The 26,411-nt window shown below is 54.1% G+C and carries 27 protein-coding genes; 24 read left to right on the top strand and 3 right to left on the bottom strand.

Translation table 11 applies throughout. From position 1 onward, the window contains the following. Window positions 1-130: 130 nt before the first annotated feature. From ACOTY9_RS10335 to rihA, 9 genes are all read left to right on the top strand, one after another. A complete protein-coding gene (locus ACOTY9_RS10335) occupies window positions 131-1,177 on the top strand; it encodes a PhoH family protein (protein WP_014883007.1) in 1,047 nt (348 codons plus the stop codon). After that, the gene (gene ybeY, locus ACOTY9_RS10340; RefSeq protein WP_008501052.1) at window positions 1,174-1,641 is read left to right on the top strand and encodes an rRNA maturation RNase YbeY; all 468 of its coding nucleotides are present in this window, start codon (window positions 1,174-1,176) and stop codon (window positions 1,639-1,641) included. Before ACOTY9_RS10335 ends, ybeY begins: the two co-directional genes overlap by 4 nt. Window positions 1,642-1,730: 89 nt before the next feature. Next, complete coding sequence (corC, locus tag ACOTY9_RS10345; RefSeq protein ID WP_014883006.1) at window positions 1,731-2,609, top strand: CNNM family magnesium/cobalt transport protein CorC; 879 nt, start codon at window positions 1,731-1,733, stop codon at window positions 2,607-2,609. A 5-nt stretch (window positions 2,610-2,614) separates the two neighbouring features. Continuing rightward, window positions 2,615-4,153, top strand: a complete 1,539-nt coding sequence (lnt, locus tag ACOTY9_RS10350; protein WP_348565690.1) for an apolipoprotein N-acyltransferase — start codon at window positions 2,615-2,617, stop codon at window positions 4,151-4,153. A 401-nt stretch (window positions 4,154-4,554) separates the two neighbouring features. Continuing rightward, window positions 4,555-5,460, top strand: a complete 906-nt coding sequence (locus tag ACOTY9_RS10355) for an amino acid ABC transporter substrate-binding protein (RefSeq protein ID WP_014883004.1) — start codon at window positions 4,555-4,557, stop codon at window positions 5,458-5,460. A 155-nt stretch (window positions 5,461-5,615) separates the two neighbouring features. Next, window positions 5,616-6,356 (top strand): glutamate/aspartate ABC transporter permease GltJ, encoded by a 741-nt coding sequence (gltJ, locus tag ACOTY9_RS10360; protein WP_014883003.1) that lies wholly within the window; start codon window positions 5,616-5,618, stop codon window positions 6,354-6,356. Next, window positions 6,356-7,030, top strand: coding sequence for a glutamate/aspartate ABC transporter permease GltK (gltK, locus tag ACOTY9_RS10365; RefSeq protein WP_014883002.1), 675 nt, complete (start codon window positions 6,356-6,358; stop codon window positions 7,028-7,030). Before gltJ ends, gltK begins: the two co-directional genes overlap by 1 nt. Then, entirely contained in the window at window positions 7,030-7,755 is a 726-nt protein-coding gene (locus tag ACOTY9_RS10370) for an amino acid ABC transporter ATP-binding protein (protein WP_014883001.1), read from the top strand. The genes gltK and ACOTY9_RS10370 overlap by 1 nt, the downstream gene beginning before the upstream one ends. A 120-nt stretch (window positions 7,756-7,875) precedes the next feature. Continuing rightward, entirely contained in the window at window positions 7,876-8,817 is a 942-nt protein-coding gene (rihA, locus tag ACOTY9_RS10375) for a pyrimidine-specific ribonucleoside hydrolase RihA (protein ID WP_014883000.1), read from the top strand. A 79-nt stretch (window positions 8,818-8,896) separates the two neighbouring features. On the opposite strand, the gene ACOTY9_RS10380 is transcribed toward rihA, so the two are convergent. Further along, the gene (locus tag ACOTY9_RS10380; RefSeq protein ID WP_014882999.1) at window positions 8,897-9,379 is read right to left on the bottom strand and encodes a zinc ribbon-containing protein; all 483 of its coding nucleotides are present in this window, start codon (window positions 9,377-9,379) and stop codon (window positions 8,897-8,899) included. Between the two features lie 214 nt (window positions 9,380-9,593). Between ACOTY9_RS10380 and leuS the strand changes: the two genes are divergently transcribed. The 14 genes from leuS (at window position 9,594) to lipA (ending at window position 24,546) form a co-directional block, all read left to right on the top strand. Then, on the top strand, window positions 9,594-12,176 hold the full coding sequence (leuS, locus tag ACOTY9_RS10385; protein WP_348565691.1) for a leucine--tRNA ligase: 2,583 nt from the start codon (window positions 9,594-9,596) through the stop codon (window positions 12,174-12,176). Between the two features lie 14 nt (window positions 12,177-12,190). Next, on the top strand, window positions 12,191-12,760 hold the full coding sequence (gene lptE / locus ACOTY9_RS10390; RefSeq protein WP_014882997.1) for an LPS assembly lipoprotein LptE: 570 nt from the start codon (window positions 12,191-12,193) through the stop codon (window positions 12,758-12,760). After that, window positions 12,760-13,791, top strand: a complete 1,032-nt coding sequence (holA, locus tag ACOTY9_RS10395; protein ID WP_023332393.1) for a DNA polymerase III subunit delta — start codon at window positions 12,760-12,762, stop codon at window positions 13,789-13,791. Before lptE ends, holA begins: the two co-directional genes overlap by 1 nt. Beyond that, on the top strand, window positions 13,784-14,449 hold the full coding sequence (gene nadD / locus ACOTY9_RS10400) for a nicotinate-nucleotide adenylyltransferase (RefSeq protein ID WP_032637195.1): 666 nt from the start codon (window positions 13,784-13,786) through the stop codon (window positions 14,447-14,449). The genes holA and nadD overlap by 8 nt, the downstream gene beginning before the upstream one ends. A 268-nt stretch (window positions 14,450-14,717) precedes the next feature. Next, window positions 14,718-15,035, top strand: a complete 318-nt coding sequence (gene rsfS, locus ACOTY9_RS10405) for a ribosome silencing factor (protein ID WP_003858696.1) — start codon at window positions 14,718-14,720, stop codon at window positions 15,033-15,035. 3 nt (window positions 15,036-15,038) lie between these two features. After that, window positions 15,039-15,506: a 23S rRNA (pseudouridine(1915)-N(3))-methyltransferase RlmH gene (rlmH, locus tag ACOTY9_RS10410; protein ID WP_003858701.1), complete on the top strand. Its 468-nt coding sequence runs from the start codon at window positions 15,039-15,041 to the stop codon at window positions 15,504-15,506. 28 nt (window positions 15,507-15,534) lie between these two features. Continuing rightward, a complete protein-coding gene (gene mrdA, locus ACOTY9_RS10415; protein WP_014882994.1) occupies window positions 15,535-17,436 on the top strand; it encodes a peptidoglycan DD-transpeptidase MrdA in 1,902 nt (633 codons plus the stop codon). A 2-nt stretch (window positions 17,437-17,438) separates the two neighbouring features. Continuing rightward, window positions 17,439-18,551 carry a peptidoglycan glycosyltransferase MrdB gene (gene mrdB / locus ACOTY9_RS10420; RefSeq protein WP_014882993.1) on the top strand — a complete coding sequence of 371 codons (1,113 nt, stop codon included), beginning with the start codon at window positions 17,439-17,441 and terminating at the stop codon, window positions 18,549-18,551. Window positions 18,552-18,567: 16 nt separating this feature from the next. Further along, window positions 18,568-19,671, top strand: coding sequence for an endolytic peptidoglycan transglycosylase RlpA (gene rlpA / locus ACOTY9_RS10425; protein WP_032637196.1), 1,104 nt, complete (start codon window positions 18,568-18,570; stop codon window positions 19,669-19,671). Window positions 19,672-19,810: 139 nt separating this feature from the next. Continuing rightward, entirely contained in the window at window positions 19,811-21,022 is a 1,212-nt protein-coding gene (dacA, locus tag ACOTY9_RS10430; RefSeq protein WP_014882991.1) for a D-alanyl-D-alanine carboxypeptidase DacA, read from the top strand. Between the two features lie 105 nt (window positions 21,023-21,127). Beyond that, on the top strand, window positions 21,128-21,391 hold the full coding sequence (gene ybeD / locus ACOTY9_RS10435; protein ID WP_003858718.1) for a DUF493 family protein YbeD: 264 nt from the start codon (window positions 21,128-21,130) through the stop codon (window positions 21,389-21,391). 95 nt (window positions 21,392-21,486) lie between these two features. Then, a complete protein-coding gene (gene lipB, locus ACOTY9_RS10440; RefSeq protein WP_014882990.1) occupies window positions 21,487-22,128 on the top strand; it encodes a lipoyl(octanoyl) transferase LipB in 642 nt (213 codons plus the stop codon). 291 nt (window positions 22,129-22,419) lie between these two features. Then, window positions 22,420-23,373, top strand: coding sequence for a YbeF family transcriptional regulator (locus ACOTY9_RS10445; RefSeq protein ID WP_014882989.1), 954 nt, complete (start codon window positions 22,420-22,422; stop codon window positions 23,371-23,373). A 207-nt stretch (window positions 23,374-23,580) separates the two neighbouring features. Next, complete coding sequence (gene lipA / locus ACOTY9_RS10450) at window positions 23,581-24,546, top strand: lipoyl synthase (protein ID WP_008501032.1); 966 nt, start codon at window positions 23,581-23,583, stop codon at window positions 24,544-24,546. Window positions 24,547-24,627: 81 nt separating this feature from the next. Here the strand turns inward: lipA and tatE are convergent, their stop codons facing one another. Together tatE and ACOTY9_RS10460 are read right to left on the bottom strand one after the other, a co-directional pair. Next, on the bottom strand, window positions 24,628-24,828 hold the full coding sequence (gene tatE, locus ACOTY9_RS10455) for a twin-arginine translocase subunit TatE (RefSeq protein WP_014882988.1): 201 nt from the start codon (window positions 24,826-24,828) through the stop codon (window positions 24,628-24,630). A 125-nt stretch (window positions 24,829-24,953) separates the two neighbouring features. Beyond that, entirely contained in the window at window positions 24,954-25,742 is a 789-nt protein-coding gene (locus tag ACOTY9_RS10460; RefSeq protein WP_032637198.1) for a deaminated glutathione amidase, read from the bottom strand. 67 nt (window positions 25,743-25,809) lie between these two features. On the opposite strand from ACOTY9_RS10460, the gene crcB reads away from it, so the two are divergent. Further along, window positions 25,810-26,193 (top strand): fluoride efflux transporter CrcB, encoded by a 384-nt coding sequence (gene crcB, locus ACOTY9_RS10465; protein ID WP_014882986.1) that lies wholly within the window; start codon window positions 25,810-25,812, stop codon window positions 26,191-26,193. The last annotated feature ends 218 nt before the right edge of the window (window positions 26,194-26,411 follow it).

A 26,411-nucleotide genomic window follows, 5' to 3' on the forward strand; every position in this document is an offset into this window, starting at 1 on the left:
TTTCCTCTCATCGTCCCCAATATCATCTGCAATGCTTGCGCCTTTATTCTATGGCGTGAATAATTTCGGTAATGACCGTTTTATTACGCCGGGTGGCAGCGGGTCAGCTAACCAATCAAAGAGGAACAGTTTGAACATAGATACGCGTGAAATCAGCCTAACGCCCGCAGACAACGCTCGCCTGCTGAGCCTGTGCGGACCGTTTGATGACAACATCAAACAACTGGAGCGACGTCTGGGTATCGAAATCAATCGTCGCGATAATCACTTCAAACTTACCGGACGCCCTATCTGCGTCAATGCGGCTGCAGATATCCTGCGCAGCCTGTATGTCGATACCGCCCCGATGCGCGGCGAAATTCAGGATATCGAACCGGAACAAATTCACCTCGCCATTAAAGAGGCGCGCGTGCTTGAGCAGAGCGCGGAAAGTGTGCCGGACTACGGTAAGGCCATCAACATCAAGACCAAGCGTGGCGTCATTAAGCCGCGTACGCCAAACCAGGCGCAGTACATCGCCAATATTCTCGACCACGACATCACCTTCGGCGTGGGGCCGGCGGGTACGGGTAAAACCTATCTGGCCGTTGCCGCGGCGGTGGATGCGCTTGAACGTCAGGAAATCCGCCGTATCCTGCTGACCCGTCCGGCGGTGGAAGCGGGTGAAAAACTGGGCTTCCTGCCGGGCGACCTGAGTCAGAAGGTCGACCCGTATCTGCGTCCTTTATACGATGCGCTGTTCGAGATGCTCGGCTTTGAGAAGGTCGAAAAGCTGATTGAGCGTAACGTGATTGAAGTGGCCCCACTCGCCTACATGCGTGGTCGCACGTTAAACGACGCGTTCATCATTCTTGATGAAAGCCAGAACACCACCATCGAACAGATGAAGATGTTCCTGACGCGTATTGGCTTTAACTCGAAAGCGGTCATCACCGGTGACGTTACCCAGATCGACCTGCCGCGCAGCACCAAATCGGGCCTGCGCCACGCCATTGAAGTGCTGGCCGAAGTCGATGAAATCAGCTTTAACTTCTTCCACAGTGAAGACGTGGTACGCCATCCGGTGGTTGCGCGCATCGTTAACGCCTATGAAGCCTGGGAAGAGGCGGATCAAAAACGCAGGGCCGAACTGGCCGCAGAACGTAAGCGCGACGCGCAGGAGCAAGAACAGAAATGAGTCAGGTGATCCTCGATTTACAGCTGGCCTGTGAAGACAATTCCGGTATGCCAGATGAGGCACAGTTTCAGAAATGGCTGGATGCCGTTATCCCCCAGTTTCAGGAAGAATCAGAAGTGACGATTCGCCTGGTGGATGAGGCAGAAAGCCATGAGCTTAACCTGACTTACCGTGGGAAAGATAAGCCAACCAACGTGCTCTCTTTCCCGTTCGAAGCCCCGCCGGGTATCGAGATGCCGCTGCTGGGGGATCTGATCATCTGCCGTCAGGTGGTTGAACAGGAAGCCAAAGAGCAGCAAAAGCCGCTGGAAGCCCACTGGGCGCATATGGTGGTGCATGGCAGCCTGCATCTGCTTGGCTACGATCATATTGAAGATGACGAAGCGGAAGAGATGGAGTCCCTCGAGACAGAGATAATGCTTGCTCTGGGCTATGAGGATCCGTACATTGCCGAGAAAGAATAGTCAGTTAACTTACTGACGACTATGCCGCCGCGCAGGGAATTCGCGTGGCGGTAAATGTTGAACTAACAAGAGAACCCTTAACAAACGCCATGAGCGACGACAATTCACACAGTAGCGACACGACAAACACTAAAAAGGGATTTTTCTCCCTCATTCTGAACCAGCTTTTCCACGGCGAACCCAAGAACCGTGATGAACTGCTGGAGCTGATTCGTGATTCCGGGCAAAACGACCTTATCGACGAAGATACGCGCGAAATGCTCGAAGGGGTGATGGACATTGCTGACCAGCGTGTTCGCGATATCATGATCCCCCGCTCGCAGATGATCACCCTGAAACGTAACCAGACCCTGGACGAGTGCCTCGATGTGATCATCGAATCCGCCCACTCGCGTTTCCCGGTCATCAGCGAAGATAAAGATCACATCGAAGGGATTTTGATGGCGAAAGATCTGCTGCCGTTTATGCGCAGTGATGCCGAAGCCTTCAGCATGGAAAAAGTGTTACGCCAGGCCGTGGTTGTGCCGGAAAGTAAACGTGTGGACCGGATGCTGAAAGAGTTTCGCTCTCAGCGTTACCACATGGCGATTGTTATTGATGAATTTGGCGGCGTTTCCGGACTGGTCACGATCGAGGATATTCTTGAGCTGATCGTGGGTGAAATCGAAGATGAGTATGACGAAGAGGAAGATATCGACTTCCGTCAGCTCAGCCGCCACACCTGGACCGTGCGCGCGCTGGCCTCGATCGAGGACTTCAACGACGCTTTCGGCACTCACTTCAGTGATGAAGAGGTCGATACCATTGGCGGGCTGGTGATGCAGGCCTTTGGCCACCTTCCGGCGCGCGGTGAAACCGTTGACATCGACGGTTACCAGTTCAAAGTGGCAATGGCCGACAGCCGCCGTATTATACAGGTTCATGTCAGAACGCCGGACGACTCACCGGTGCCAAAACTGGAAGATTAATGTAAATGGCATTTGCCCCATTACTTGAACGCCAGCGCGTCCGTTTGCTGCTGGCGCTGTTACTCGGAGCCAGCGGTACGCTGGCTTTTTCTCCTTACGATATCTGGCCTGCGGCTATTCTCTCCCTGATGGGGCTTCAGGGTCTGACCCTGAACCGGCGTCCGGTACAGGCTGCCGCCATCGGTTACTTCTGGGGACTGGGGCTCTTTGGCTCCGGCATTAACTGGGTCTACGTCAGCATCGCCCAGTTTGGCGGTATGCCGGGCCCGGTTAACGTCTTCCTGGTCGTCCTGCTCGCGGCATATCTCTCACTGTATACTGGTCTGTTCGCAGGGATCCTTTCCCGCCTGTGGCCTAAAACCACCTGGCTGCGCGTCGCCATTGCCGCGCCGGTGGTCTGGCAGATCACCGAATTCCTGCGCGGTTGGGTGCTGACCGGCTTCCCGTGGCTGCAGTTCGGCTACAGCCAGATTGATGGCCCGCTGAAAGGCCTGGCCCCGGTCATGGGCGTTGAGACAATCAACTTCCTGCTGATGGTGGTGAGCGGCCTGCTGATCCTGGCGCTGGTCACGCGTTGCTGGAAACCGCTGGCCGTGGCGCTGGTGCTGTTTGCCCTGCCCTTCCCGCTGCGGTATATCCAGTGGTTCACGCCTGAGCCTGAGCGCACCATGCAGGTTTCTATGGTACAGGGAAATATCCCGCAATCTATGAAGTGGGATGAAAAAGAGCTGCTGAACACGCTGAAGATCTACGCCAACGCCACCGAAGAGGTGATGGGTAAATCGCAGCTGATCATCTGGCCGGAATCCGCCATTCCCGATCTGGAGATCAATCAGCAGCCGTTCCTGAACATGATGAACGACTTGCTGCTGGCTCGCGGCAGCACGCTGATTACCGGGATTGTCGATGCGCGTCTGAATCAGCAGAACCGTTATGACACCTACAACACCATCATTACGCTCGGCAAAGACAGCGAATACAGCTACAACTCCACGGATCGGTACAACAAGAACCACCTGGTGCCGTTTGGTGAATTTGTTCCGCTGGAGTCGATTCTGCGCCCGCTGGCGCCGTTCTTTGATCTGCCGATGTCCTCCTTCAGCCGTGGCCCGTACGTACAGCCCCAGCTGCATGCGCACGGCCTTGCCCTGACGGCGGCCATCTGCTACGAAATCATTCTCGGCGAGCAGGTTCGCGATAACTTCCGCCCGGATACCGACTACCTGCTGACCATCTCCAACGATGCGTGGTTCGGTAAATCTATCGGCCCGTGGCAGCATTTCCAGATGGCGCGTATGCGTTCTCTGGAGCTGGCGCGCCCATTGCTGCGCAGCACCAACAACGGCATCACCGCCGTGATTGGTCCACAGGGTGAAATCCAGGCCATGATCCCGCAGTTCACCCGTGAGGTGTTGACCACAAAAGTCACACCAACCACCGGCCTGACGCCGTATGCACGCACCGGTAACTGGCCGCTGTGGATCCTGACCGCGCTGTTCGGTTTCGGTGCCGTGCTGATGAGCCTGCGTCAGCGTCGTCGCTAATCTTACCTTCTGTTGCCGGGTGGCGCTAACGCTTACCCGGCCTACATTTTGACTCCTGTAGGTCGCGTAAGGCGTAGCCGCCACCCGACAAATTCCTTCCAGTGCCAAATCTGGCACGCCAGTTGCTTTGTATATTCACGCAAACGCAGTTTGGCTTAACGTGCAACCTTGTCGCACCAGCGTAGATCATCGGTAGCACCGAAACGGTGCAATGGGAGATATTTGCCTCTGAATGGTGCGGCGCGCTTCGCAAAAATAAACAATAACGCAGCAAAATCTTTACATTAAGCCAGACTAAATGTTAACAAGCTTGCATAACACTGCACTCGCATCGCGCGAGATATAACAACATCACAATGGGTATCAATGCGTCACTGGCGCTGATAAGAAAGGAGTTGGGTATGCAATTACGTAAACTGGCCACAGCAATGCTGGTTATGGGAATGTCTGCCGGCGTGGTTCACGCTGAAGATGCTCCAGCAGCAGGCAGTACTCTCGACAAGATTGCCAAAAACGGCGTCATCGTGGTCGGCCACCGTGAATCTTCCGTCCCGTTCTCTTACTACGACAACACGCAAAAAGTCGTGGGCTATTCACAGGATTACTCCAACGCCATCGTTGAAGCTGTGAAGAAAAAGCTGAACAAACCTGACCTGCAGGTGAAGCTGATCCCAATAACTTCACAGAACCGTATTCCACTGCTGCAAAACGGCACCTTTGATTTTGAGTGTGGCTCGACCACCAACAACCTCGAGCGCCAGAAACAGGCCGCTTTCTCTGACACCATCTTCGTCGTGGGCACCCGTCTGCTGACGAAGAAAGGCGGTGATATCAAAGATTTTGCTGACCTGAAAGGCAAAGCGGTCGTCGTAACGTCCGGTACCACCTCAGAAGTGCTGCTGCACAAGCTGAACGACGAGAAGAAAATGGATATGCGCATCATCAGCGCGAAAGACCATGGCGACTCCTTCCGCACCCTGGAAAGTGGCCGTGCCGTCGCGTTTATGATGGATGATGCCCTGCTGGCGGGTGAGCGTGCGAAAGCGAAAAAACCAGACAACTGGGATATCGTCGGCACCGCGCAGTCAAAAGAAGCTTACGGCTGCATGCTGCGTAAAGACGATCCGCAGTTCAAGAAGCTGATCGATGACACTATCGCCCAGGTACAGACTTCCGGCGAAGCGGAAAAATGGTTCGACAAATGGTTCAAGAACCCGATTCCACCAAAAAATCTCAACATGAACTTTGAACTGTCTGATGACATGAAAGCGCTGTTCAAATCTCCAAATGACAAGGCTCTTAACTAATTAGAACAACAGGGGCGGGATCTCCTGCCCTCTCGATTGTCGGGAAGCATGGACAGACTATACGTTGAGTGGTCGTTCCCCACTCAGCGCGAAAAATGAGCTTCTCACCAATCTTCGAGGGTAGCGCTGCTACCCTTTTTTTTCTGGAGTTTATTATGTCAATAGACTGGAACTGGGGCATATTCCTGCAACAAGCCCCGTTCGGCAACACCACCTATCTTGGCTGGCTGTGGAGCGGCTTCCAGGTCACCGTGGCACTATCGATAACAGCGTGGATTATCGCGTTTCTTGTCGGTTCGCTGTTCGGTATTCTGCGCACCGTCCCTAACCGTTTTCTTTCAACACTGGGCACGCTCTATGTGGAACTGTTCCGTAACGTTCCGCTCATCGTGCAATTCTTTACCTGGTATCTGGTTATCCCGGAACTGCTGCCGGAAAATATTGGCATGTGGTTCAAGTCGGAGCTGGATCCAAATGTGCAGTTCTTTGTCTCCTCCATGATGTGTCTGGGGCTGTTTACCGCTGCGCGCGTTTGTGAGCAGGTGCGTGCCGCCATTCAGTCATTACCCCGCGGACAAAAAAATGCGGGTCTGGCGATGGGTCTGACCCTGCCGCAAACCTACCGCTACGTGCTGCTGCCTAATGCCTACCGCGTTATCGTGCCACCGATGACCTCGGAGATGATGAACCTGGTGAAAAACTCGGCCATCGCCTCCACTATCGGCCTGGTCGATATGGCGGCCCAGGCGGGCAAGCTGCTGGATTACTCCGCTCACGCGTGGGAATCCTTCACCGCGATCACGCTCGCGTATGTTCTGATTAACGCTTTCATCATGCTGGTGATGAACCTGGTTGAACGCAAAGTACGCCTGCCGGGCAATCTGGGGGGCAAATAATGTACGAATTTGACTGGAGTTCTATCGTTCCTTCCATGCCTTACCTGCTGGATGGCCTGGTGATTACCTTAAAAATCACCGTTATTGCCATCATCATTGGTATCGTCTGGGGCACCCTGCTGGCGGTGATGCGCCTGTCGAGCTTTAAGCCGCTCGCCTGGTTTGCGACCGCCTACGTTAACGTTTTCCGCTCCATCCCGCTGGTGATGGTGCTGCTGTGGTTTTACCTGATTGTTCCCGGCTTTCTGCAAAACGTCCTGGGGCTGTCACCAAAAACCGATATCCGCCTGATCTCGGCGATGGTGGCGTTCTCGATGTTTGAGGCCGCTTACTACTCAGAGATTATCCGCGCGGGCATTCAGAGCATCTCCCGCGGGCAATCCAGCGCCGCGCTGGCGCTGGGGATGACGCACTGGCAGTCCATGCAGCTGATTATTCTGCCGCAGGCGTTTCGCGCCATGGTTCCGCTCCTGCTGACCCAGGGCATTGTGCTGTTCCAGGATACCTCGCTGGTGTATGTCCTGAGTCTGGCAGACTTCTTCCGTACCGCGTCAACCATCGGTGAACGTGATGGTACGCAGGTCGAGATGGTGCTCTTCGCGGGCGCGGTCTATTTTGTGATTAGTTTAAGCGCGTCGCTGTTGGTCAGCTGGCTGAAGAAAAGGACGGTATAATGATTTCCCTGAAAAATGTTTCTAAATGGTATGGGCACTTTCAGGTGCTGACCGACTGCTCCACGGAAGTGAAAAAAGGCGACGTGGTGGTGGTGTGCGGCCCGTCCGGTTCCGGTAAGTCCACGCTGATCAAAACCGTTAATGGTCTGGAACCTGTGCAGCAGGGCGAAATTGTTGTTAACGGCACCAAAGTAAACGACAAAAAAACCAACCTTGCCCAGCTTCGCTCTCACGTTGGTATGGTGTTCCAGCACTTTGAGCTGTTCCCTCACCTCTCCATCATCGAGAACCTGACGCTAGCGCAGGTGAAAGTGCTTAAGCGCGATAAAAAAGCATCGCGTGAGAAAGGCCTTAAGCTTCTGGAGCGCGTTGGGCTTTCTGCACATGCCGATAAGTTCCCGGCGCAGCTTTCGGGTGGTCAGCAGCAGCGTGTCGCGATCGCCCGCGCGCTGTGTATGGATCCGGTGGCAATGCTGTTTGATGAGCCAACATCGGCACTCGATCCAGAGATGATCAACGAAGTGCTCGACGTTATGGTCGAGCTGGCGCACGAAGGGATGACCATGATGGTGGTGACGCACGAAATGGGCTTCGCCCGTAAAGTGGCCAACCGCGTCATCTTTATGGACGAAGGGAAGATCGTGGAAGACTCGCCGAAAGAAGAGTTCTTCGCGAACCCGAAATCCGAACGTGCAAAAGATTTCCTCGCCAAAATCCTGCATTAATCTTCTCAGTGCGCAATCTGCGGATTGCGCACTGCCTCACGCTTTCGCGCTCTTGTTCTCGTCGGCGTCACATTGCAGCGTTAACCTTGTCACAAAATAACGCTACGTATGGAGAACGCTATGGCACAGCCTATTATTCTCGATTGCGATCCGGGTCATGATGACGCCATTGCTCTCGTCCTCGCTCTTGCCTCCCCTGAACTGGACGTAAAAGCGGTTACCTCATCCGCAGGAAATCAGACGCCGGATAAAACCTTGCGCAACGTGCTGCGCATGCTGACCCTGCTCAAACGCACCGATATTCCTGTCGCTGGCGGGGCCGTGAAACCGCTGATGCGCGAGCTGATCATTGCAGATAACGTTCATGGCGAAAGTGGACTGGACGGCCCTGAACTGCCGGAACCGGGCTTCGCGCCACAAGGCTGCACCGCCGTTGAGTTGATGGCGAAGGTGCTGCGCGAAAGTGCAGAGCCCGTGACGCTGGTGGCTACAGGTCCGCAGACGAACGTGGCCTTGCTGCTTAACAGCCATCCCGAACTGCACGGTAAAATCGCCCGGATCGTCATCATGGGCGGCGCAATGGGGCTCGGAAACTGGACGCCAGCCGCGGAGTTCAATATCTATGTTGACCCTGAAGCCGCAGAGATCGTTTTCCAGTCCGGTCTGCCGATTGTGATGGCGGGGCTGGATGTGACGCATCGGGCCCAAATTATGGCAGACGATATTGAACGCTTCCGCTCTGTGGGTAATCCGGTGGCAACGACTGTGGCAGAACTGCTCGACTTCTTTATGGAGTACCACAAAGCCGAGAAATGGGGCTTCCATGGCGCACCGCTGCATGACCCGTGCACGATTGCCTGGCTGTTGAAACCTGAGATGTTTACCACGGTTGACCGCTGGGTTGGTGTGGAAACGCAGGGGAAATATACCCAGGGAATGACGGTGGTGGATTACTACTCGCTGACGGGGAACGAGCCGAATACTGCGGTGATGGTGGATATCGACCGGGAAGCGTTTGTAGATTTGCTGGCGGAGAGACTGGCTTACTATAGTGCGGCCTGATGCCCTCACCCCAACCCTCTCCCACGGGGAGAGGGAGCAAACACTAAAAACGGCAACAGAGTTGCCGTTTTGCTTTTACCTAGGGCTCAAACGGCCGGCGCTGGAACTGGTCGTGACCGCATTTCGGGCACAAGGGCAGCACCTCCGGCGTATACACCGCGATGTGGTGATGACATTTCTCACACACCAGATTTCCCAACCCTACCACTTCGCCGCTGTGGTACACACCGTGATGGTTCAAATCCTGAAACACCTCGCGCCACTCAAGCTGCGTTTTATCGGTGATATCCGCCAGCTCCTGCCACAGGCTCTCTTTGATCACCCGCATAAACACGCTGTCCGAGACCTCTTCCTGGCTCTCCTGATAGCTGCGCGCAAACTCTTCCAGGTCACGACGTACCGCACGCGTCACCTCTTCCACTTCGGTTCGCGTTAACTCACCCGTTTGCGTCACGCGGGCACGCGCCTGTTCGACCAGCGCATCAATATCACGCTCGCCGTTACGCAGCCGCTCCGTCAGTGTCGCCACCAGCTCGCGGTAAAATTGAGCAACCTTGTTCATCATTTTGCCTCCCGGGTAAGTAACTAACTCTAATAATAGACCTTATTTCACCGCCGCTTTGTCAGGTGAAGCACAGACCCGGTAAATTCCTGCAAAGTGCTTTTGTGCGAAAGGCTGTTTTGACGCGGACGTTTGGGCTATGCTATGCGGATCTGAATTACCACATCCATTGGCTACATTTGTAGCTGTATTAAAAACAGGACCACTGGCTGCCATGCAAGAGCAATACCGCCCGGAAGAGATAGAATCAAAAGTCCAGCAACACTGGGACGAGAAGCGCACCTTTGAAGTAACCGAAGACGAGAGCAAAGAGAAGTATTACTGCCTGTCGATGCTTCCCTATCCTTCTGGTCGACTACACATGGGCCACGTGCGTAACTACACCATTGGTGATGTGATCGCCCGTTACCAGCGTATGCTGGGCAAAAACGTGCTGCAGCCTATCGGCTGGGATGCGTTCGGCCTGCCGGCAGAAGGCGCAGCAGTAAAAAACAATACGGCACCGGCACCATGGACGTACGACAACATCGCGTACATGAAAAACCAGCTCAAAATGCTGGGCTTCGGCTATGACTGGAGCCGCGAGCTGGCGACCTGCACCCCGGAATATTACCGCTGGGAGCAGAAATTCTTCACTGAGCTGTACAAAAAAGGCCTGGTGTACAAGAAGACGTCTGCAGTTAACTGGTGCCCAAATGACCAGACCGTTCTGGCGAACGAGCAGGTTATCGACGGCTGCTGCTGGCGCTGTGACACCAAGGTTGAGCGTAAAGAGATCCCGCAGTGGTTTATCAAAATCACCGCTTACGCTGACGAACTGCTGAACGATCTGGATAAACTGGATCACTGGCCTGACACCGTTAAGACCATGCAGCGCAACTGGATCGGCCGTTCTGAAGGTGTGGAAATTACCTTCAACGTTGAGAACTACGACCAAACGCTGACCGTCTACACCACCCGTCCGGACACCTTTATGGGGGCGACCTATCTGGCCGTGGCCGCAGGTCACCCGCTGGCGCAGAAAGCGGCAGAGAACAATCCGGAACTGGCAACTTTCATCGACGAATGCCGCAACACCAAAGTGGCTGAAGCCGACATGGCGACGATGGAGAAAAAAGGCGTTGATACCGGCTTTAAAGCGATTCACCCGCTGACGGGTGAAGCTATTCCTGTCTGGGCGGCGAACTTTGTACTGATGGAATACGGCACCGGTGCGGTGATGGCCGTTCCGGGACACGATCAGCGCGACTATGAGTTTGCCACCAAATATGGCCTGACCATTAAGCCGGTTATCCTGGCCGCAGACGGTTCTGAACCCGACCTGTCTGAGCAGGCATTGACCGAAAAAGGCACCCTGTTCAACTCCGGCGAATTTAGCGGACTGAGCTTCGAAGAGGGCTTCAATGCCATCGCTGACAAGCTGGCCTCGCTGGGCGTAGGTGAGCGTAAAGTCAACTTCCGTCTGCGCGACTGGGGCGTTTCCCGTCAGCGTTACTGGGGCGCGCCAATTCCAATGGTGACCCTTGAAAACGGCACCGTGATGCCGACGCCAGAAGATCAACTGCCGGTGATCCTGCCGGAAGATGTGGTCATGGACGGCATCACCAGCCCGATCAAAGCCGATCCTGAGTGGGCGAAAACCACCGTTAACGGCCAGCCTGCGCTGCGTGAAACCGACACCTTTGACACCTTTATGGAGTCTTCCTGGTATTACGCACGCTACACCTGTCCTCAGTATCAGGAAGGCATGCTGGATTCTGACGCGGCCAACTACTGGCTGCCGGTAGACATCTACATCGGTGGCATCGAACACGCCATCATGCACCTGCTCTACTTCCGCTTCTTCCATAAGCTGATGCGCGATGCTGGCATGGTGAATTCTGACGAACCAGCCAAACAGCTGCTGTGTCAGGGCATGGTGCTGGCTGATGCCTTCTACTACGTTGGCGCGAACGGCGAGCGTAACTGGGTGTCTCCGGTGGACGCGATCGTAGAGCGCGACGAGAAAGGCCGTATCGTGAAGGCGACAGACGCTGAAGGTCATGAGCTGGTTTATACCGGCATGAGCAAGATGTCCAAGTCGAAAAACAACGGTATCGACCCGCAGGTGATGGTTGAGCGTTACGGTGCAGATACCGTGCGTCTGTTCATGATGTTTGCCTCTCCGGCTGACATGACGCTGGAGTGGCAGGAATCCGGTGTTGAAGGCGCGAACCGCTTCCTGAAACGCGTCTGGAAACTGGTTTACGAACATACCGCACAGGGTGATGCTCCGGCGCTGAACGCTGCTGCCCTGACGGAAGATCAGCAGGCGCTGCGTCGTGATGTTCATAAAACAATTGCAAAAGTCACCGATGATATTGGTCGTCGTCAGACCTTCAATACCGCAATTGCGGCTATTATGGAACTGATGAACAAGCTGGCGAAAGCCCCGCAGGATGGCGAGCAGGATCGTGCCTTAATGCGTGAAGCGCTGCTGGCCGTCGTTCGCATGCTGAACCCGTTCACGCCACACGTCAGCTTTACTCTGTGGCAGGAACTGAAAGGCGAAGGCGATATCGACAACGCGCCGTGGCCGGTTGCGGACGAAGCAGCAATGGTGGAAAACACCACGCTGGTGGTAGTCCAGGTCAACGGCAAAGTGCGCGGTAAAATTACCGTGGCGGTCGACGCAACCGAAGAACAGGTTCGCGAGCGTGCAGGCCAGGAACCTCTGGTCGCGAAATATCTTGAGGGCGTTACCGTACGTAAAGTGATCTACGTACCCGGTAAACTGCTCAATCTGGTCGTTGGCTAAGCGCGGGAGGAAACGTGCGACAACTGGCAACAATACTCTTATCACTGGCGGTGCTTGTCACCGCTGGCTGTGGCTGGCACCTGCGCAATACCACGGCAGTGCCTGCTGAGATGAAAACGATGATTTTCGACTCATCAGATCCGAATGGCCCATTCAGCCGGGCAGTTCGTAACCAACTGCGCCTGAACGGTGTTGAACTCATTGAGAAAGACACACTGCGCCAGGATGTACCGTCTCTCCGCGTTCTGGGGACGACCCTGAGCAAAGATACAGCGTCTATCTTCCAGGATGGCCGTACCGCAGAGTATCAGATGGTAATGACTGTTAACGCAGCCGTGCTGATCCCGGGTAAAGACATCTATCCGATCAGCACAAAAGTGTACCGTTCGTTCTTTGATAACCCGCAAACGGCGCTGGCGAAAGATGCCGAACAGCAGATTATCATCAACGAAATGTACGATAAGGCAGCGGAACAGCTGATCCGTAAACTGCCAGGTATTGCCGCGTCGACAAAAGAAGGCTCTGACATTATTGAAAAACCGGATGCCAGTACGCCCCCGGTTTCTACCTCTATGGGTAACTGATGATCAGGCTGTATCCTGAACAACTCCGCGCGCAGCTCAATGAAGGGCTGCGCGCGGCGTATCTGCTGCTTGGAAACGATCCCTTACTGCTGCAGGAAAGCCTGGATGCCGTGCGACATACTGCAGGTGCTCAGGGCTTTGATGAACACCATACCGTCCAGGTGGATAACAATACCGACTGGGACGCCCTCTTCTCACTCTGTCAGGCGATGAGCCTTTTCGCGTCGCGTCAGACAATTCAGATCCTGCTGCCGGAAAACGGCCCTAACGCGGCCATCAATGAGCAGCTTGCCACTCTGGTGAGCCTGCTACACAGCGATCTGCTGTTAATTGTCCGCGGCAATAAGCTCACCAAAGCGCAGGAAAATGCCGCGTGGTTCACTCAACTGGCGACCCACGCGGTGCTGGTTACCTGTCAGACACCTGAGCAGGCGCATCTGCCAAAATGGGTGGCCGCAAGAGCAAAGCAGAACAACCTTCAGCTGGATGATGCGGCAAATCAACTGCTCTGCTACTGCTATGAGGGTAACCTCCTGGCGCTGGCACAGGCGCTGGACAGACTCTCCCTGCTCTGGCCGGATGGCAAACTGACACTCCCCCGCGTCGAGCAGGCCGTTAATGACGCCGCGCACTTCACGCCGTTCCACTGGGTGGATGCATTGCTGGCCGCGAAAAGTAAACGCGCCCTGCATATCCTTCAGCAGCTGCGCCTGGAAGGCAGCGAGCCCGTTATTCTGCTGCGTACGCTGCAGCGTGAACTGTTGCTGCTGATTACGCTCAAGCGACAGTCTGCCCATACGCCGCTGCGCGCGCTGTTTGATAAACACCGGGTATGGCAAAATCGCCGCGCAATGACCACCGAGGCCGTCAACCGCCTGAGCCATGAACAGCTTCGTCAGGCTGTCCAGCTTCTGATGCGCGCTGAGCTCACCTTAAAACAAGATTACGGCCAGTCGGTCTGGGCGGAGCTGGAAAGCCTTTCCCTGCTGCTCTGCCACAAGGCGCTGGCTGACGTATTTATTGATGGATAGTATGCACTCTTTACAGGCCCTGTATGGCGGCACCTTTGACCCGGTACACTACGGGCATCTTAAGCCGGTGGAAATTCTGGCGAATTTGATCGGCCTGCAGCGCGTCACCATTATGCCCAATAACGTTCCGCCGCACCGCCCTCAGCCTGAGGCAACCAGCAAGCAGCGAAAAGAGATGCTAACGCTTGCCATTGCGGATAAACCGCTTTTCAGGCTTGATGAACGGGAATTGCGTCGCGACACCCCCTCGTGGACGTCGCAAACGCTGCAGGAGTGGCGAGCCGAGCAAGGGCCTGACCAGCCGCTGGCGTTTATCATTGGTCAGGATTCTCTGCTCAACTTTCCTGGGTGGCACAAGTATGAAACCATTCTGGAGAACAGCCACCTGCTCGTTTGCCGCCGCCCAGGCTATCCGCTGACCATGCGTGAAGAGCAGTATCAGCAATGGCTTGAAGACCATCTTACCGATAACGTAGAGGATCTTCACAACCAGCCCGCCGGGAAGATTTATCTGGCGGAAACCCCGTGGTTCGATATCTCCGCCACCCTTATTCGTGAGCGTTTACAACACGGTTTAACGTGTGACGATCTGCTGCCTGCCCCGGTGCTGGCGTATATTCATACGCACGGGTTGTATCAGAAAAGCGCAGATGTTTAGTCAGGCGTCATAAAAAGCGGCTTATTGATTCTCCTGCCTTGACAGGTTAAGCCATACTGTTATCCTCCGCTGCCAGACTTTCCCGCCAGTCATTGCTTTACAGAAATTGTTTTACAAAAATGGCGATGCAATCTCTGGCGGAGGGTGGGATGATACCCGCCTTCAAAATCCCGGCCGGTGACATTTGTCCCGACAAGGGCGCCAGTTCAGGTATACTGTCTGGCTACAAATTCATAGTTGCACCATCTTATTCACCCAGGGGGAAAACTTGCAGGGTAAAGCACTCCAGGATTTTGTTATCGACAAAATTGATGACCTGAAAGGTCAGGACATCATCGCTATCGACGTTAAGGGTAAATCCAGTATCACCGACTGCATGATTATCTGCACCGGGACGTCTACGCGTCATGTTGTTTCGATTGCCGACCATGTGGTTCAGGAATCGCGTGCAGCAGGACTGTTACCGCTTGGCGTTGAAGGTGAAGCGACCGCTGACTGGGTGGTGGTTGACCTCGGCGATGTGATTGTCCATGTCATGCAGGAAGAGAGCCGTCGCCTGTATGAGCTGGAAAAACTCTGGGGTTAATGCGTGAAGTTGCAGCTGGTCGCTGTCGGCACCAAAATGCCGGACTGGGTACAAACCGGTTTTACTGAATATCTGCGTCGTTTTCCAAAAGACATGCCGTTCGAACTGGTGGAGATCCCTGCCGGGAAGCGCGGTAAGAACGCGGATATCAAACGTATTCTCGATAAAGAGGGCGAACTGATGCTGGCTGCCGCTGGCAAGAACCGCATCGTCACCCTCGATATTCCGGGTAAACCCTGGGATACGCCGCAGCTGGCGCACGAACTGGAGCGCTGGAAGCAGGATGGCCGTGACGTTAGTCTGCTGATTGGCGGACCTGAAGGGTTGTCCCCTGCCTGCAAAGCGGCAGCAGAACAAAGTTGGTCTCTCTCCGCGCTGACGCTGCCCCACCCGCTCGTTCGGGTCCTGGTGGCAGAAAGTCTGTATCGCGCGTGGAGCATTACTACCAACCACCCCTATCACCGCGAGTAATGACTGACCAGGGTAGATTAAGCAGCGGATGAAACTACAGAATTCTTTTCGCGACTATACGGCTGAGTCCGCGCTGTTTGTGCGCAGGGCACTGGTCGCCTTTACGGGGATTTTGCTGCTTACCGGCGTGCTGATCGCCAACCTTTATAATCTGCAAATCGTCCGCTTTACCGATTACCAGACGCGTTCAAACGAAAACCGCATTAAGCTGGTGCCTATCGCGCCCAGCCGCGGCATTATCTACGACCGTAACGGCACCCCTCTGGCGCTAAACCGCACCATCTATCAAATCGAGATGATGCCGGAAAAGGTCGATAATGTTCAGGACACGCTGGAGGCGCTAAGAAGCGTTGTCGATCTCAACGATGACGATATCGCAGCCTTCAAAAAAGAGCGCGCCCGTTCCCACCGCTTTACCTCCATTCCGGTGAAAACCAATCTGACGGAAGTTCAGGTGGCCCGTTTTGCGGTGAACCAGTACCGCTTCCCCGGCGTGGAAGTGAAGGGTTACAAACGTCGCTACTATCCTTACGGCTCCGCGCTGACGCACGTCATTGGCTACGTTTCCAAGATTAACGACAAAGACGTTGACCGCCTTGATAAAGACGGCAAGCTGGCGAACTATGCCGCGACGCACGATATCGGCAAGCTCGGGATCGAACGCTACTACGAAGATGTCCTGCATGGACAGACCGGCTATGAAGAGGTTGAGGTTAACAACCGTGGCCGCGTCATTCGACAGCTGAAAGAAGTTCCGCCTCAGGCGGGGCATGACGTCTATCTGACGCTCGACCTCAAACTGCAGCAGTATATTGAAACCCTGCTGGCGGGCAGTCGCGCCGCCGTCGTGGTCACCGATCCGCGTACCGGGGGAATTCTGGCTATGGTGTCCATGCCTAGCTATGACCCGAACCTTTTTGTTGACGGCATCTCCAGTAAAGACTATTCCGGCCTGCTGAATGATCCCAATACGCCGCTGGTAAACCGCGCCACGCAAGGCGTTTACCCGCCGGCATCTACGGTGAAACCGTATGTGGCGGTCTCGGCGCTGAGTGCGGGTGTCATCAACCGTAATACCAGCCTGTTTGACCCGGGCTGGTGGCAGCTACCCGGGTCTGAAAAACGCTATCGCGACTGGAAAAAATGGGGCCACGGCCATCTGAACGTGACCAAATCTCTGGAAGAGTCAGCGGATACCTTCTTCTATCAGGTCGCCTATGACATGGGGATTGACCGCCTGTCAGAGTGGATGAGCAAGTTCGGCTACGGGCACTACACCGGCGTCGACCTTTCAGAGGAGCGATCCGGCAACATGCCGACGCGCGAGTGGAAGCTGAAGCGCTTTAAGAAGCCGTGGTATCAGGGTGATACCATTCCGGTGGGTATCGGCCAGGGCTACTGGACCGCAACGCCGATTCAGATGAACAAAGCGATGATGATCCTCATTAACGATGGCGTGGTCAAAGTCCCGCATCTGCTGCAAAGCACCGTTGAAGACGGCAAAAAGGTGCCGTGGGTACAGCCCCATGAAGCGCCCGTGGGTGACATTCATTCCGGCTTCTGGGAAATCGCGAAAGACGGTATGTACGGCGTAGCAAACCGTCCGAACGGTACCGCGCACAAATATTTCGCCGGAACACCGTATAAAGTGGCTGCAAAATCCGGTACGGCGCAGGTCTTTGGCCTGAAAGCCAACGAAACCTATAACGCACACCGCATTGCTGAACGTCTGCGTGACCATAAGCTCATGACGGCATTTGCCCCTTACGATAACCCGCAGGTGGCGGTGGCGATGATTCTGGAAAACGGCGGCGCTGGCCCGGCGGTAGGGACCATCATGCGCCAAATCCTCGACCACATTATGCTGGGTGATAACAACACCGAACTGCCGGCTGAAAACCCGGCCGCCGCTGCGGCGGAGGACCAATAATCATGACGGATAATCCAAACAAAAAATCGTTGTGGGATAAAATCCACATCGACCCAGCCATGCTGCTGATCCTGCTGGCTCTGCTGGTTTACAGCGCCCTGGTTATCTGGAGCGCCAGTGGTCAGGACATCGGTATGATGGAACGCAAAATCGGCCAGATCGCGATGGGTCTGGTTATCATGGTGGTGATGGCGCAGATCCCCCCGCGCGTCTACGAAGGCTGGGCGCCCTATCTCTATATCTTCTGTATTATTTTGCTGGTGGCAGTAGACGCGTTCGGCGCCATCTCAAAAGGGGCGCAGCGCTGGCTGGATCTGGGCGTTGTTCGTTTCCAGCCCTCGGAGATTGCCAAAATTGCCGTCCCCCTGATGGTGGCGCGCTTTATCAACCGTGATGTCTGTCCGCCGTCGCTGAAAAACACCGCGATCGCGCTGGTGCTGATCTTCCTGCCGACGCTGCTGGTTGCTGCGCAGCCTGACCTCGGCACCTCGATCCTTATCGCGCTCTCCGGTCTGTTTGTCCTTTTCCTGTCGGGCCTAAGCTGGCGTCTGATTGGTATCGCTGTGGTGCTGATTGCGGCGTTTATCCCTATCCTCTGGTTCTTCCTGATGCATGATTACCAGCGCCAGCGCGTTATGATGCTTCTCGACCCGGAAACTGACCCGCTCGGTGCGGGCTATCATATTATTCAGTCCAAGATTGCGATTGGCTCCGGCGGCCTGCGCGGTAAAGGCTGGCTGCACGGTACCCAGTCGCAGCTGGAATTTTTACCGGAACGTCACACCGACTTTATCTTTGCGGTACTGGCTGAAGAGCTGGGGCTGGTTGGTATCCTGATTTTGCTCGCGCTCTACGTGCTGCTGATCATGCGAGGATTGTGGATTGCCGCCCGGGCGCAAACCACCTTCGGCCGCGTCATGGCAGGCGGATTGATGCTGATTTTATTCGTTTATGTCTTCGTAAATATTGGTATGGTGAGTGGTATTCTGCCGGTAGTAGGCGTACCGCTGCCGCTGGTCAGTTACGGAGGCTCGGCACTGATCGTGTTGATGGCCGGGTTTGGGATCGTGATGTCGATCCATACCCACAGAAAAATGTTGTCAAAAAGCGTTTAAAAATAAGGGGATCGGAATGCGTAAGCAGTGGCTGGGGATCTGCATCGCGGCAAGTTTACTTGCGGCTTGCACAAGTGATGATGGTCAGCAACAGGCAACCGTCGCGCCGCCGCAGCCTGCGGTGTGTAATGGTCCGATCGTTGAAATCAGTGGGGCCGATCCCGTTTATGAACCGCTGAATGCCAGCGCGAATCAGGATTACGAGCGCGACGGCAAAAGCTACAAAATCGTGCAGGACCCTTCCCGCTTCAGCCAGGCGGGCTTTGCTGCCATTTATGATGCAGAACCGGGCAGTAACCTCACGGCATCCGGTGAAACATTTGACCCCATGCAGCTCACTGCCGCGCACCCAACGCTGCCGATTCCAAGCTACGCGCGTATCACTAACCTGGCTAATGGTCGCATGATCGTCGTGCGTATTAATGACCGTGGTCCGTATGGTAATGACCGGGTGATTTCTCTGTCCCGCGCGTCTGCCGATCGCCTGAACACGTCGAACAACACCAAAGTTCGCATTGACCCGATTATCGTGGCGCAGGATGGCTCGATGTCCGGGCCGGGTACCGCCTGTACGACGGTGGCGAAGCAGACCTATGCCCTGCCAGACCGCCCAAATCTTGACGGCGGAATGGGTAGCGTCTCTTCTCCGGCTGAGCCTTCTCAGCCGGCGGGAGAAATACGTCCAATCAGCAATGATACGCTGCAAAGCGATGATTCCACTGGCGCACCGGTAAAAAGTAGCGGCTTTTTAGGCGCACCGACGACCTTAGCGACGGGCGTGCTGGAAGGCAGTGAGCCGACGCCAGCCCCGGTTGCGGCTCCGGTGACGCAGCCAGCGCCGGTAACAGCGCCAGCGACCACGCAAAGCGCGGCAGCCGCTGCGCCAGCAGCCAGCGGCGGCTTTGTCGTTCAGGTGGGGGCAGTGAGCGATCAGGCCCGAGCCCAGCAGTATCAACAGCGTCTAAGCCAGCAGTTTGGCGTACCTGGACGCGTTGAGCAGAACGGCGCGGTCTGGCGTATTCAGATGGGGCCTTTTGCCAGTAAATCGCAGGCAGCGTCTCTGCAACAGCGTTTGCAGAGCGAAGCACAACTGCAGTCCTTCGTCACTGTTGCAAAATAATTAATCGGCGGTATCCGAAATGTCAGTTTGTGTAAAACGCATTCACAAACTCATGCTTAAAGTCGGATGCCTGCCTGAATAGCATTTGCTATAGTAAGGCACTTTTTTTAATTCCATCACGGATGTCGTAGTTCTGACCATGAAGACCACTTTTTCTGCTCGTTTTGTGCAGCGCATGGCGCTGACCACGGCCCTTTGCGCAGCAGCACTCTCTGCTGCTCATGCCGATGACCTGAATATCAAGACCATGATCCCTGGCGTTCCGCAAATCGACGCGGAATCCTACATCCTGATCGATTACAACTCTGGCAAAGTTCTGGCAGAACAGAACGCCGATGCCCGCCGTGACCCGGCCAGCCTGACCAAAATGATGACCAGCTATGTTATCGGCCAGGCCATGAAAGCCGGTAAATTCAAAGAAACGGATCTGGTCACCATTGGTAACGATGCGTGGGCAACCGGGAACCCTGTGTTCAAAGGTTCTTCTCTGATGTTCCTGAAGCCCGGTATGCAGGTTCCGGTTTCCCAGTTAATCCGGGGTATTAACCTGCAGTCAGGTAACGATGCCTGCGTAGCAATGGCTGATTTCGCCGCCGGTAGCCAGGATGCCTTCGTCGGTCTGATGAACAGCTACGTCACCGCGCTGGGTCTGAAAAACAGCCATTTCCAGACCGTACACGGCCTGGATGCAGACGGTCAGTACAGCTCCGCACGTGATATGGCACTGATTGGTCAAGCCCTGATCCGCGACGTACCGAACGAATACTCCATCTATAAAGAGAAAGAGTTTACCTTCAACGGTATTCGTCAGACCAACCGTAACGGCCTGCTGTGGGATAACAGCCTGAACGTTGACGGTATCAAAACAGGTCATACCGATAAAGCCGGTTACAACCTGGTGGCCTCTGCCACTGAAGGTCAGATGCGTCTGATCTCTGCCGTGATGGGCGGTCGTACCTTTAAAGGTCGTGAAACCGAAAGCAAGAAACTGCTGACCTGGGGCTTCCGTTTCTTCGAAACCGTGAATCCGCTGAAAGCAGGCAAAGAGTTTGCGTCTGAGCCAGTGTGGTTCGGCGACAACGACCGTGCTTCCCTCGGCGTGGATAAAGATCTGTACCTGACCATTCCTCGCGGTCGTATGAAGGATCTGAAGGCCAGCTACGTCCTGAACAGCACCGAACTGCATGCCCCGCTGCAGAAAAATCAGGTCGTGGGTACCATCAACTTCCAGCTGGATGGCAAGACTATCGATCAGCGTCCGCTGGTTGTTCTGCAGGAAATTCCTGAAGGCAATTTCTTCGGCAAAATCATTGATTACATTAAATTGATGTTCCATCACTGGTTTGGCTAAAAATCGAACACTTGAAAGTGTGATTTTGATCCCCATATACTAAGTATCCTGATAACTCCCACCTGACGTGGGAGTTATTCTTTTTGACGTTACGCCGGAGCTGACATGAAAACCAAACTTAACGAACTGCTTGAATTCCCTACCCCATTTACCTACAAAGTAATGGGTCTGGCGAAACCTGAGCTGGTTGATCAGGTGGTTGAAGTGGTACAGCGCCATGCGCCCGGTGATTACTCTCCGTCAGTAAAACCAAGCAGCAAGGGCAACTACCACTCGGTTTCTATTACTATCACCGCGACCCATATCGAACAGGTTGAGACGCTCTACGAAGAACTCGGCAATATCGAAATTGTGCGTATGGTGCTGTAGTCCCTTTGCGGTTACCCGGCTTACCGGGTAACCCCTCTCCCCCGCTGTGATATACTCCCCCTCATCATTGGTTCCTCGTCTTCGGAGACGCTGTTTTGTATCAGGATAAAATTCTGGTCCGTCATCTCGGGCTGCAACCTTATGAGCCTGTCTCCCAGGCTATGCATGACTTCACCGATTCACGCGATGACACGACCCCTGATGAAATTTGGCTGGTTGAACACCTGCCGGTATTTACCCAGGGTCAGGCCGGTAAAGCGGAACATTTATTAATGACGGGCGATATCCCGGTGATCCAGAGCGATCGGGGTGGACAAGTGACTTATCACGGCCCGGGCCAGCAGGTGATGTACGTCCTGCTTAATCTGAAGCGCAGAAAGCTTGGCGTGCGTGAGCTGGTGACGTTGCTGGAACAAACCGTCGTCAACACGCTGGCGGAATATGGTATTGACGCGCATCCGCGGGCTGATGCACCAGGCGTCTATGTTGGCGAAATGAAGATCTGCTCGCTGGGGCTACGTATTCGAAAAGGCTGTTCCTTCCATGGTCTGGCGTTGAATATTAATATGGATCTGACGCCTTTCCAGCGCATAAATCCCTGCGGCTACGCCGGTATGGAAATGACGCAGATGCGCCAGTGGGTAGATACCGCCACGCCAGATAATATACGCCCTGTTCTTCTGAAGAATGTGTTAGCGCTACTTAACAATCCACCGCATGAATATATCCCTGCTTAATATATCATACAGGGGAGCCCGTTAATTTGACGGGCAACTATTTATTTACCGCTTTTACGCTTTACAATAATCCGCAGATTCTATATTTTCGAAGCGCCCGAATATTGCCGTTACATATTATTTAGCCTCCGGACAGCACGGCATACACAGGCTAAGTAACGTGAGTGATAATCACACAACTGTTTGTTTTTGATAAACAAGTGAAACAAAACCAACACTTTACGAATCTCTACAAGCATAATAAATAAATTCAACTATCATTCATGTTGTGAATGTATACGGAGTGAAAGCGTGGAGTCTACTAATTTACCAGCCAAACGACTGAATGAACCCGGTGGCGAAGACAAGCCACAAATTTTTCGGACTTTACGTAATATTGATCTCAATTTACTGACTATTTTTGAGGCAGTATATGTCCATAAGGGTATCGTTAACGCTGCGAAAATTCTTAATCTCACGCCATCGGCAATAAGTCAGTCGATTCAAAAGCTACGCGCTATATTTCCTGACCCGTTATTTATCCGTAAAGGCCAGGGCGTCACGCCGACGGCCTATGCGACCCACCTCCACGAATACATCAGCCAGGGGCTGGAGTCGATTCTGGGTGCGCTGGATTTAACCGGGAGCTATGACAAACAAAGAACGATCACCATCGGCTGCTCTCCTTCAGTGGGCGTGCTGGTCATGCCCGCCATCTACCAGGCCGTGAAAGAGCATGCTCCCCAGCTTCTGCTGCGCAATGTGCCACTCAACGAACCTGACGTTCAGCTTGCCCAGTTCCAGACGGATCTGGTTATTGAGAGCGGCAGCTTCAGCGCCAGAGCGCTGGGGCAAAACGTGCTTTATGCCGATAATCTGGTTTTGGTTTGCCGCCAGCAGCATCCCGCGCTCAGCGAGCCGTTAACCATTGAGAACCTGCGCAATTACGACCACTCGTCTTTCATGACCGAAGGGCAGTCCAACCATGGTCTGCGCCAGCGCATTGATGAAATTTTCCCGGAACGTCAGATCAGTTTCAGCAGTTACAATATGTTTACCACCGCCTCCCTGATTGGCAGCAGCGATATGCTGTGCATCATGCCTTCACGCCTGTATCACCTGCTGCGGAAATGCTGGTCGCTGGAGAGTATTCCGCTCAGCCAGCTCAATGCGGAATCTATCGAGATTTCACTGCATTACAACAAACTCAGTTTGCGCGATCCGGTACTGGAAAACGTCATCCGCATTATACGTCAGGCCTTCTGACAGCGAGTGTCAGCACAAGCCCCTGCCACAAGCAGGGCGAAAGGCACAAAACAACAACTATTTTACAAATTGGCGACGTGGCAGGCTGCTTTCATGGCCGTTTCAATGATATACTGCCTGTCGTTCGTTCAAAAATAGTTGATAAATACAACATTCCCTTGAATTGAAACGCTTTCCTTCGATATTCGCAACTGGAACACGCACGCTATGAGTAAACCCATTGTGATGGAACGCGGTGTTAAATACCGCGATGCCGATAAAATGGCCCTTATCCCGGTTAAAAACGTGGCTACCGAGCGCGAGGCGCTGTTAAGAAAACCGGAATGGATGAAAATCAAACTTCCGGCTGACTCTTCGCGTATCCAGGGGATCAAAGCGGCGATGCGCAAGAATGGCCTTCACTCCGTCTGTGAAGAAGCGTCTTGCCCTAACCTTGCTGAATGTTTCAATCACGGCACCGCGACGTTTATGATTCTGGGTGCCATCTGTACCCGCCGCTGCCCATTCTGTGACGTTGCTCATGGCCGCCCGGTCGCGCCCGATGCTAACGAGCCGCAAAAACTGGCGCAAACCATCGCTGACATGGCGCTGCGTTATGTGGTCATCACATCCGTTGACCGTGACGATCTGCGCGATGGTGGAGCTCAGCACTTCGCTGACTGCATTACTGCTATTCGCGAGAAAAGCCCGAACATTAAAATCGAGACGCTGGTTCCTGACTTCCGCGGCCGTATGGACCGTGCGCTGGACATCCTGACCGCGACGCCGCCAGATGTGTTTAACCACAACCTGGAGAACGTGCCGCGTCTTTATCGTCAGGTACGACCGGGGGCGGATTACAACTGGTCTCTGAAGCTGCTGGAGCGCTTTAAAGAAGCCCATCCGCATATCCCTACCAAGTCAGGTCTGATGGTCGGTCTGGGTGAAACTAATGACGAAATCATCGAAGTGATGCGCGATCTGCGCCGCCACGGTGTGACCATGCTGACGCTGGGCCAGTATCTGCAGCCAAGCCGTCACCATCTGCCGGTACAGCGCTACGTCAGCCCGGATGAGTTTGATGAGATGAAAGCCGAAGCGCTGGCGATGGGCTTTACCCACGCAGCATGCGGTCCGTTTGTTCGCTCTTCTTACCATGCTGACATGCAGGCAAAAGGCGAAGAAGTCAAATAGTGCTGTAATATCCATTTACAGTAATGCAAAAAAACCGGCCTGATGAGCCGGTTTTTTTTCGCAAGCCCTCAGGCATTGCTATTACTCTTTGTGAGAAAGCTTCTCTGCCGGGATGTCCTCAGCGCTTTTCTTCGCGGCTGCATCATCATCGTTCATCGCTTTCTTAAAGCCTTTGATGGCAGCCCCCAGGTCACCACCCAGCGTGCGTAACTTCTTGGTACCAAACAGCAGGACGACCAGTGCGGCAACCACCAGCAGTTTGGTAATACTAATCTCACCCATAGATACCTTCTTTACATAAAACAGGCTGCATTCAGCGCCAAAACCTGACTGTATTAACGGTCATTTGGCGCGTGCACACAATAGCAATCTGTAACAAGGTGAATCAAGCATTGTTGAAAAAAACATCACATTAATTGCGGTGGCGCAAAGCGTCGGTTACGAAGAACAGGTAATTGCTGACGCGCAAGCGCAATTCTTTCTAAAAATATCTCCGTCATCAGCAGCACCGGCGCTTCCGCTGCTGCGGCAACCGTGACTCCCAGTGGATCAACTACCCTGCTCTGCCCGATATTTTTATTGCCACACTCCCCGGAAGCAACGACATAGCAGGTCGTGTCCAGCGCGCGCGCCGCAAGCAGCGTTGCCCAATGCTGCTCTTTCAGCGGTCCCTTAACCCATGCAGCAGGCAATACCAGCACGTCTGCCCCTTGCAGGGCCAGATGCAATGCCAGCTCAGGAAAACGCAGGTCGTAGCAGGTCATTAACCCAACCTTAAACCCGTCCATATCAATTAACGGCGCAACGCGGTCTCCAGGGTCAACACGCCGTGACTCCTGAATGCTGAACGCATCATAAAGATGAAGCTTGGCATAGCGCGCGATAATCACGCCATCACGGATAGCCACCAGCGTATTTACGGCGCGCCCCGGCGCTGAAGGAACGTGCACTGTTAAGATGGTCGTCATCGCGTTACCCACGCTCTCGGTGAGCAACGGCTGTAAAAAGTCGCCATCAAGCGGCTGCGCGGACTTCACGGACAGATCCGGGTCATTATCATCCCTTGCCAGCAGCGCTTCCGGGAGAACCAACAGCGACGCGCCCTTCTGCCGGGCCTGTGTCATCAGGTTCACGCATTGTAGTGCATTAACCTGCCAGTCAGGCGTGACTGCAAACTGCCCTACCGCCACATACATATTTGTCCCCTCATCATAAACAGCGTTAAACTCGCTACTCTTACACATCAAATAGCAGGTATTTAGCGTGTTACAACTCCTTTTGGCTGTTTTTATTGGTGGAGGCACAGGGAGCGTTGCGAGATGGTTCCTGAGTATGCGGTTTAACCCCCTGCACCAGGCGATTCCCATGGGGACACTGGCTGCCAACCTGATTGGTGCTTTTATCATTGGTATGGGGCTGGCCTGGTTTAACCGGATGACGCACATCGATCCCATGTGGAAGGTCCTGATTACCACAGGGTTCTGTGGCGGTTTAACGACTTTCTCAACCTTTTCTGCGGAAACGGTTTTTCTCTTTCAGGAAGGCCGTATCGGCTGGGCGCTGGTGAATATCGCGATCAACATGCTTGGATCCTTCGCGATGACGGGGATCGCATTTTGGCTATTTTCCTCAGTAAGCACGCATTAACCGTCGGGGCGTTAATGTTGGCTTAATTTTTCTCTGTCACTCTGGAGGCCATACTGAACGAGGGTGACAGAATGAAACAGAATCTGATGAGCGCAGGAATGGTGTTGTTGAGCGTACTGATCGTTGCCAGCTTCCTGAAAATGTACCTGCTTGGCTGATTCATAACGAAAAAAACCCGCTCAATGAGCGGGTTTTGAAATTCTTGCTGACGCGTCTGA

It is taken from the genome of Enterobacter cloacae complex sp. SHL012 (genome assembly GCF_049237505.1).
GTDB classification, from domain to species: domain Bacteria; phylum Pseudomonadota; class Gammaproteobacteria; order Enterobacterales; family Enterobacteriaceae; genus Enterobacter; species Enterobacter kobei.

Bases quoted from the DNA above. Each gene is read 5' to 3' on its own strand.
- ybeY (WP_008501052.1), top strand. From the start codon at position 1,174: ATGAGTCAGGTGATCCTCGATTTACAGCTGGCCTGTGAAGACAATTCC.
- corC (WP_014883006.1), top strand. From the start codon at position 1,731: ATGAGCGACGACAATTCACACAGTAGCGACACGACAAACACTAAAAAG.
- lnt (WP_348565690.1), top strand. From the start codon at position 2,615: ATGGCATTTGCCCCATTACTTGAACGCCAGCGCGTCCGTTTGCTGCTG.
- ACOTY9_RS10355 (WP_014883004.1), top strand. From the start codon at position 4,555: ATGCAATTACGTAAACTGGCCACAGCAATGCTGGTTATGGGAATGTCT.
- gltJ (WP_014883003.1), top strand. From the start codon at position 5,616: ATGTCAATAGACTGGAACTGGGGCATATTCCTGCAACAAGCCCCGTTC.
- gltK (WP_014883002.1), top strand. From the start codon at position 6,356: ATGTACGAATTTGACTGGAGTTCTATCGTTCCTTCCATGCCTTACCTG.
- ACOTY9_RS10370 (WP_014883001.1), top strand. From the start codon at position 7,030: ATGATTTCCCTGAAAAATGTTTCTAAATGGTATGGGCACTTTCAGGTG.
- rihA (WP_014883000.1), top strand. From the start codon at position 7,876: ATGGCACAGCCTATTATTCTCGATTGCGATCCGGGTCATGATGACGCC.
- ACOTY9_RS10380 (WP_014882999.1), bottom strand. From the start codon at position 9,379: ATGAACAAGGTTGCTCAATTTTACCGCGAGCTGGTGGCGACACTGACG.
- leuS (WP_348565691.1), top strand. From the start codon at position 9,594: ATGCAAGAGCAATACCGCCCGGAAGAGATAGAATCAAAAGTCCAGCAA.
- holA (WP_023332393.1), top strand. From the start codon at position 12,760: ATGATCAGGCTGTATCCTGAACAACTCCGCGCGCAGCTCAATGAAGGG.
- nadD (WP_032637195.1), top strand. From the start codon at position 13,784: ATGGATAGTATGCACTCTTTACAGGCCCTGTATGGCGGCACCTTTGAC.
- mrdA (WP_014882994.1), top strand. From the start codon at position 15,535: ATGAAACTACAGAATTCTTTTCGCGACTATACGGCTGAGTCCGCGCTG.
- mrdB (WP_014882993.1), top strand. From the start codon at position 17,439: ATGACGGATAATCCAAACAAAAAATCGTTGTGGGATAAAATCCACATC.
- rlpA (WP_032637196.1), top strand. From the start codon at position 18,568: ATGCGTAAGCAGTGGCTGGGGATCTGCATCGCGGCAAGTTTACTTGCG.
- dacA (WP_014882991.1), top strand. From the start codon at position 19,811: ATGAAGACCACTTTTTCTGCTCGTTTTGTGCAGCGCATGGCGCTGACC.
- ybeD (WP_003858718.1), top strand. From the start codon at position 21,128: ATGAAAACCAAACTTAACGAACTGCTTGAATTCCCTACCCCATTTACC.
- lipA (WP_008501032.1), top strand. From the start codon at position 23,581: ATGAGTAAACCCATTGTGATGGAACGCGGTGTTAAATACCGCGATGCC.
- tatE (WP_014882988.1), bottom strand. From the start codon at position 24,828: ATGGGTGAGATTAGTATTACCAAACTGCTGGTGGTTGCCGCACTGGTC.
- ACOTY9_RS10460 (WP_032637198.1), bottom strand. From the start codon at position 25,742: ATGTATGTGGCGGTAGGGCAGTTTGCAGTCACGCCTGACTGGCAGGTT.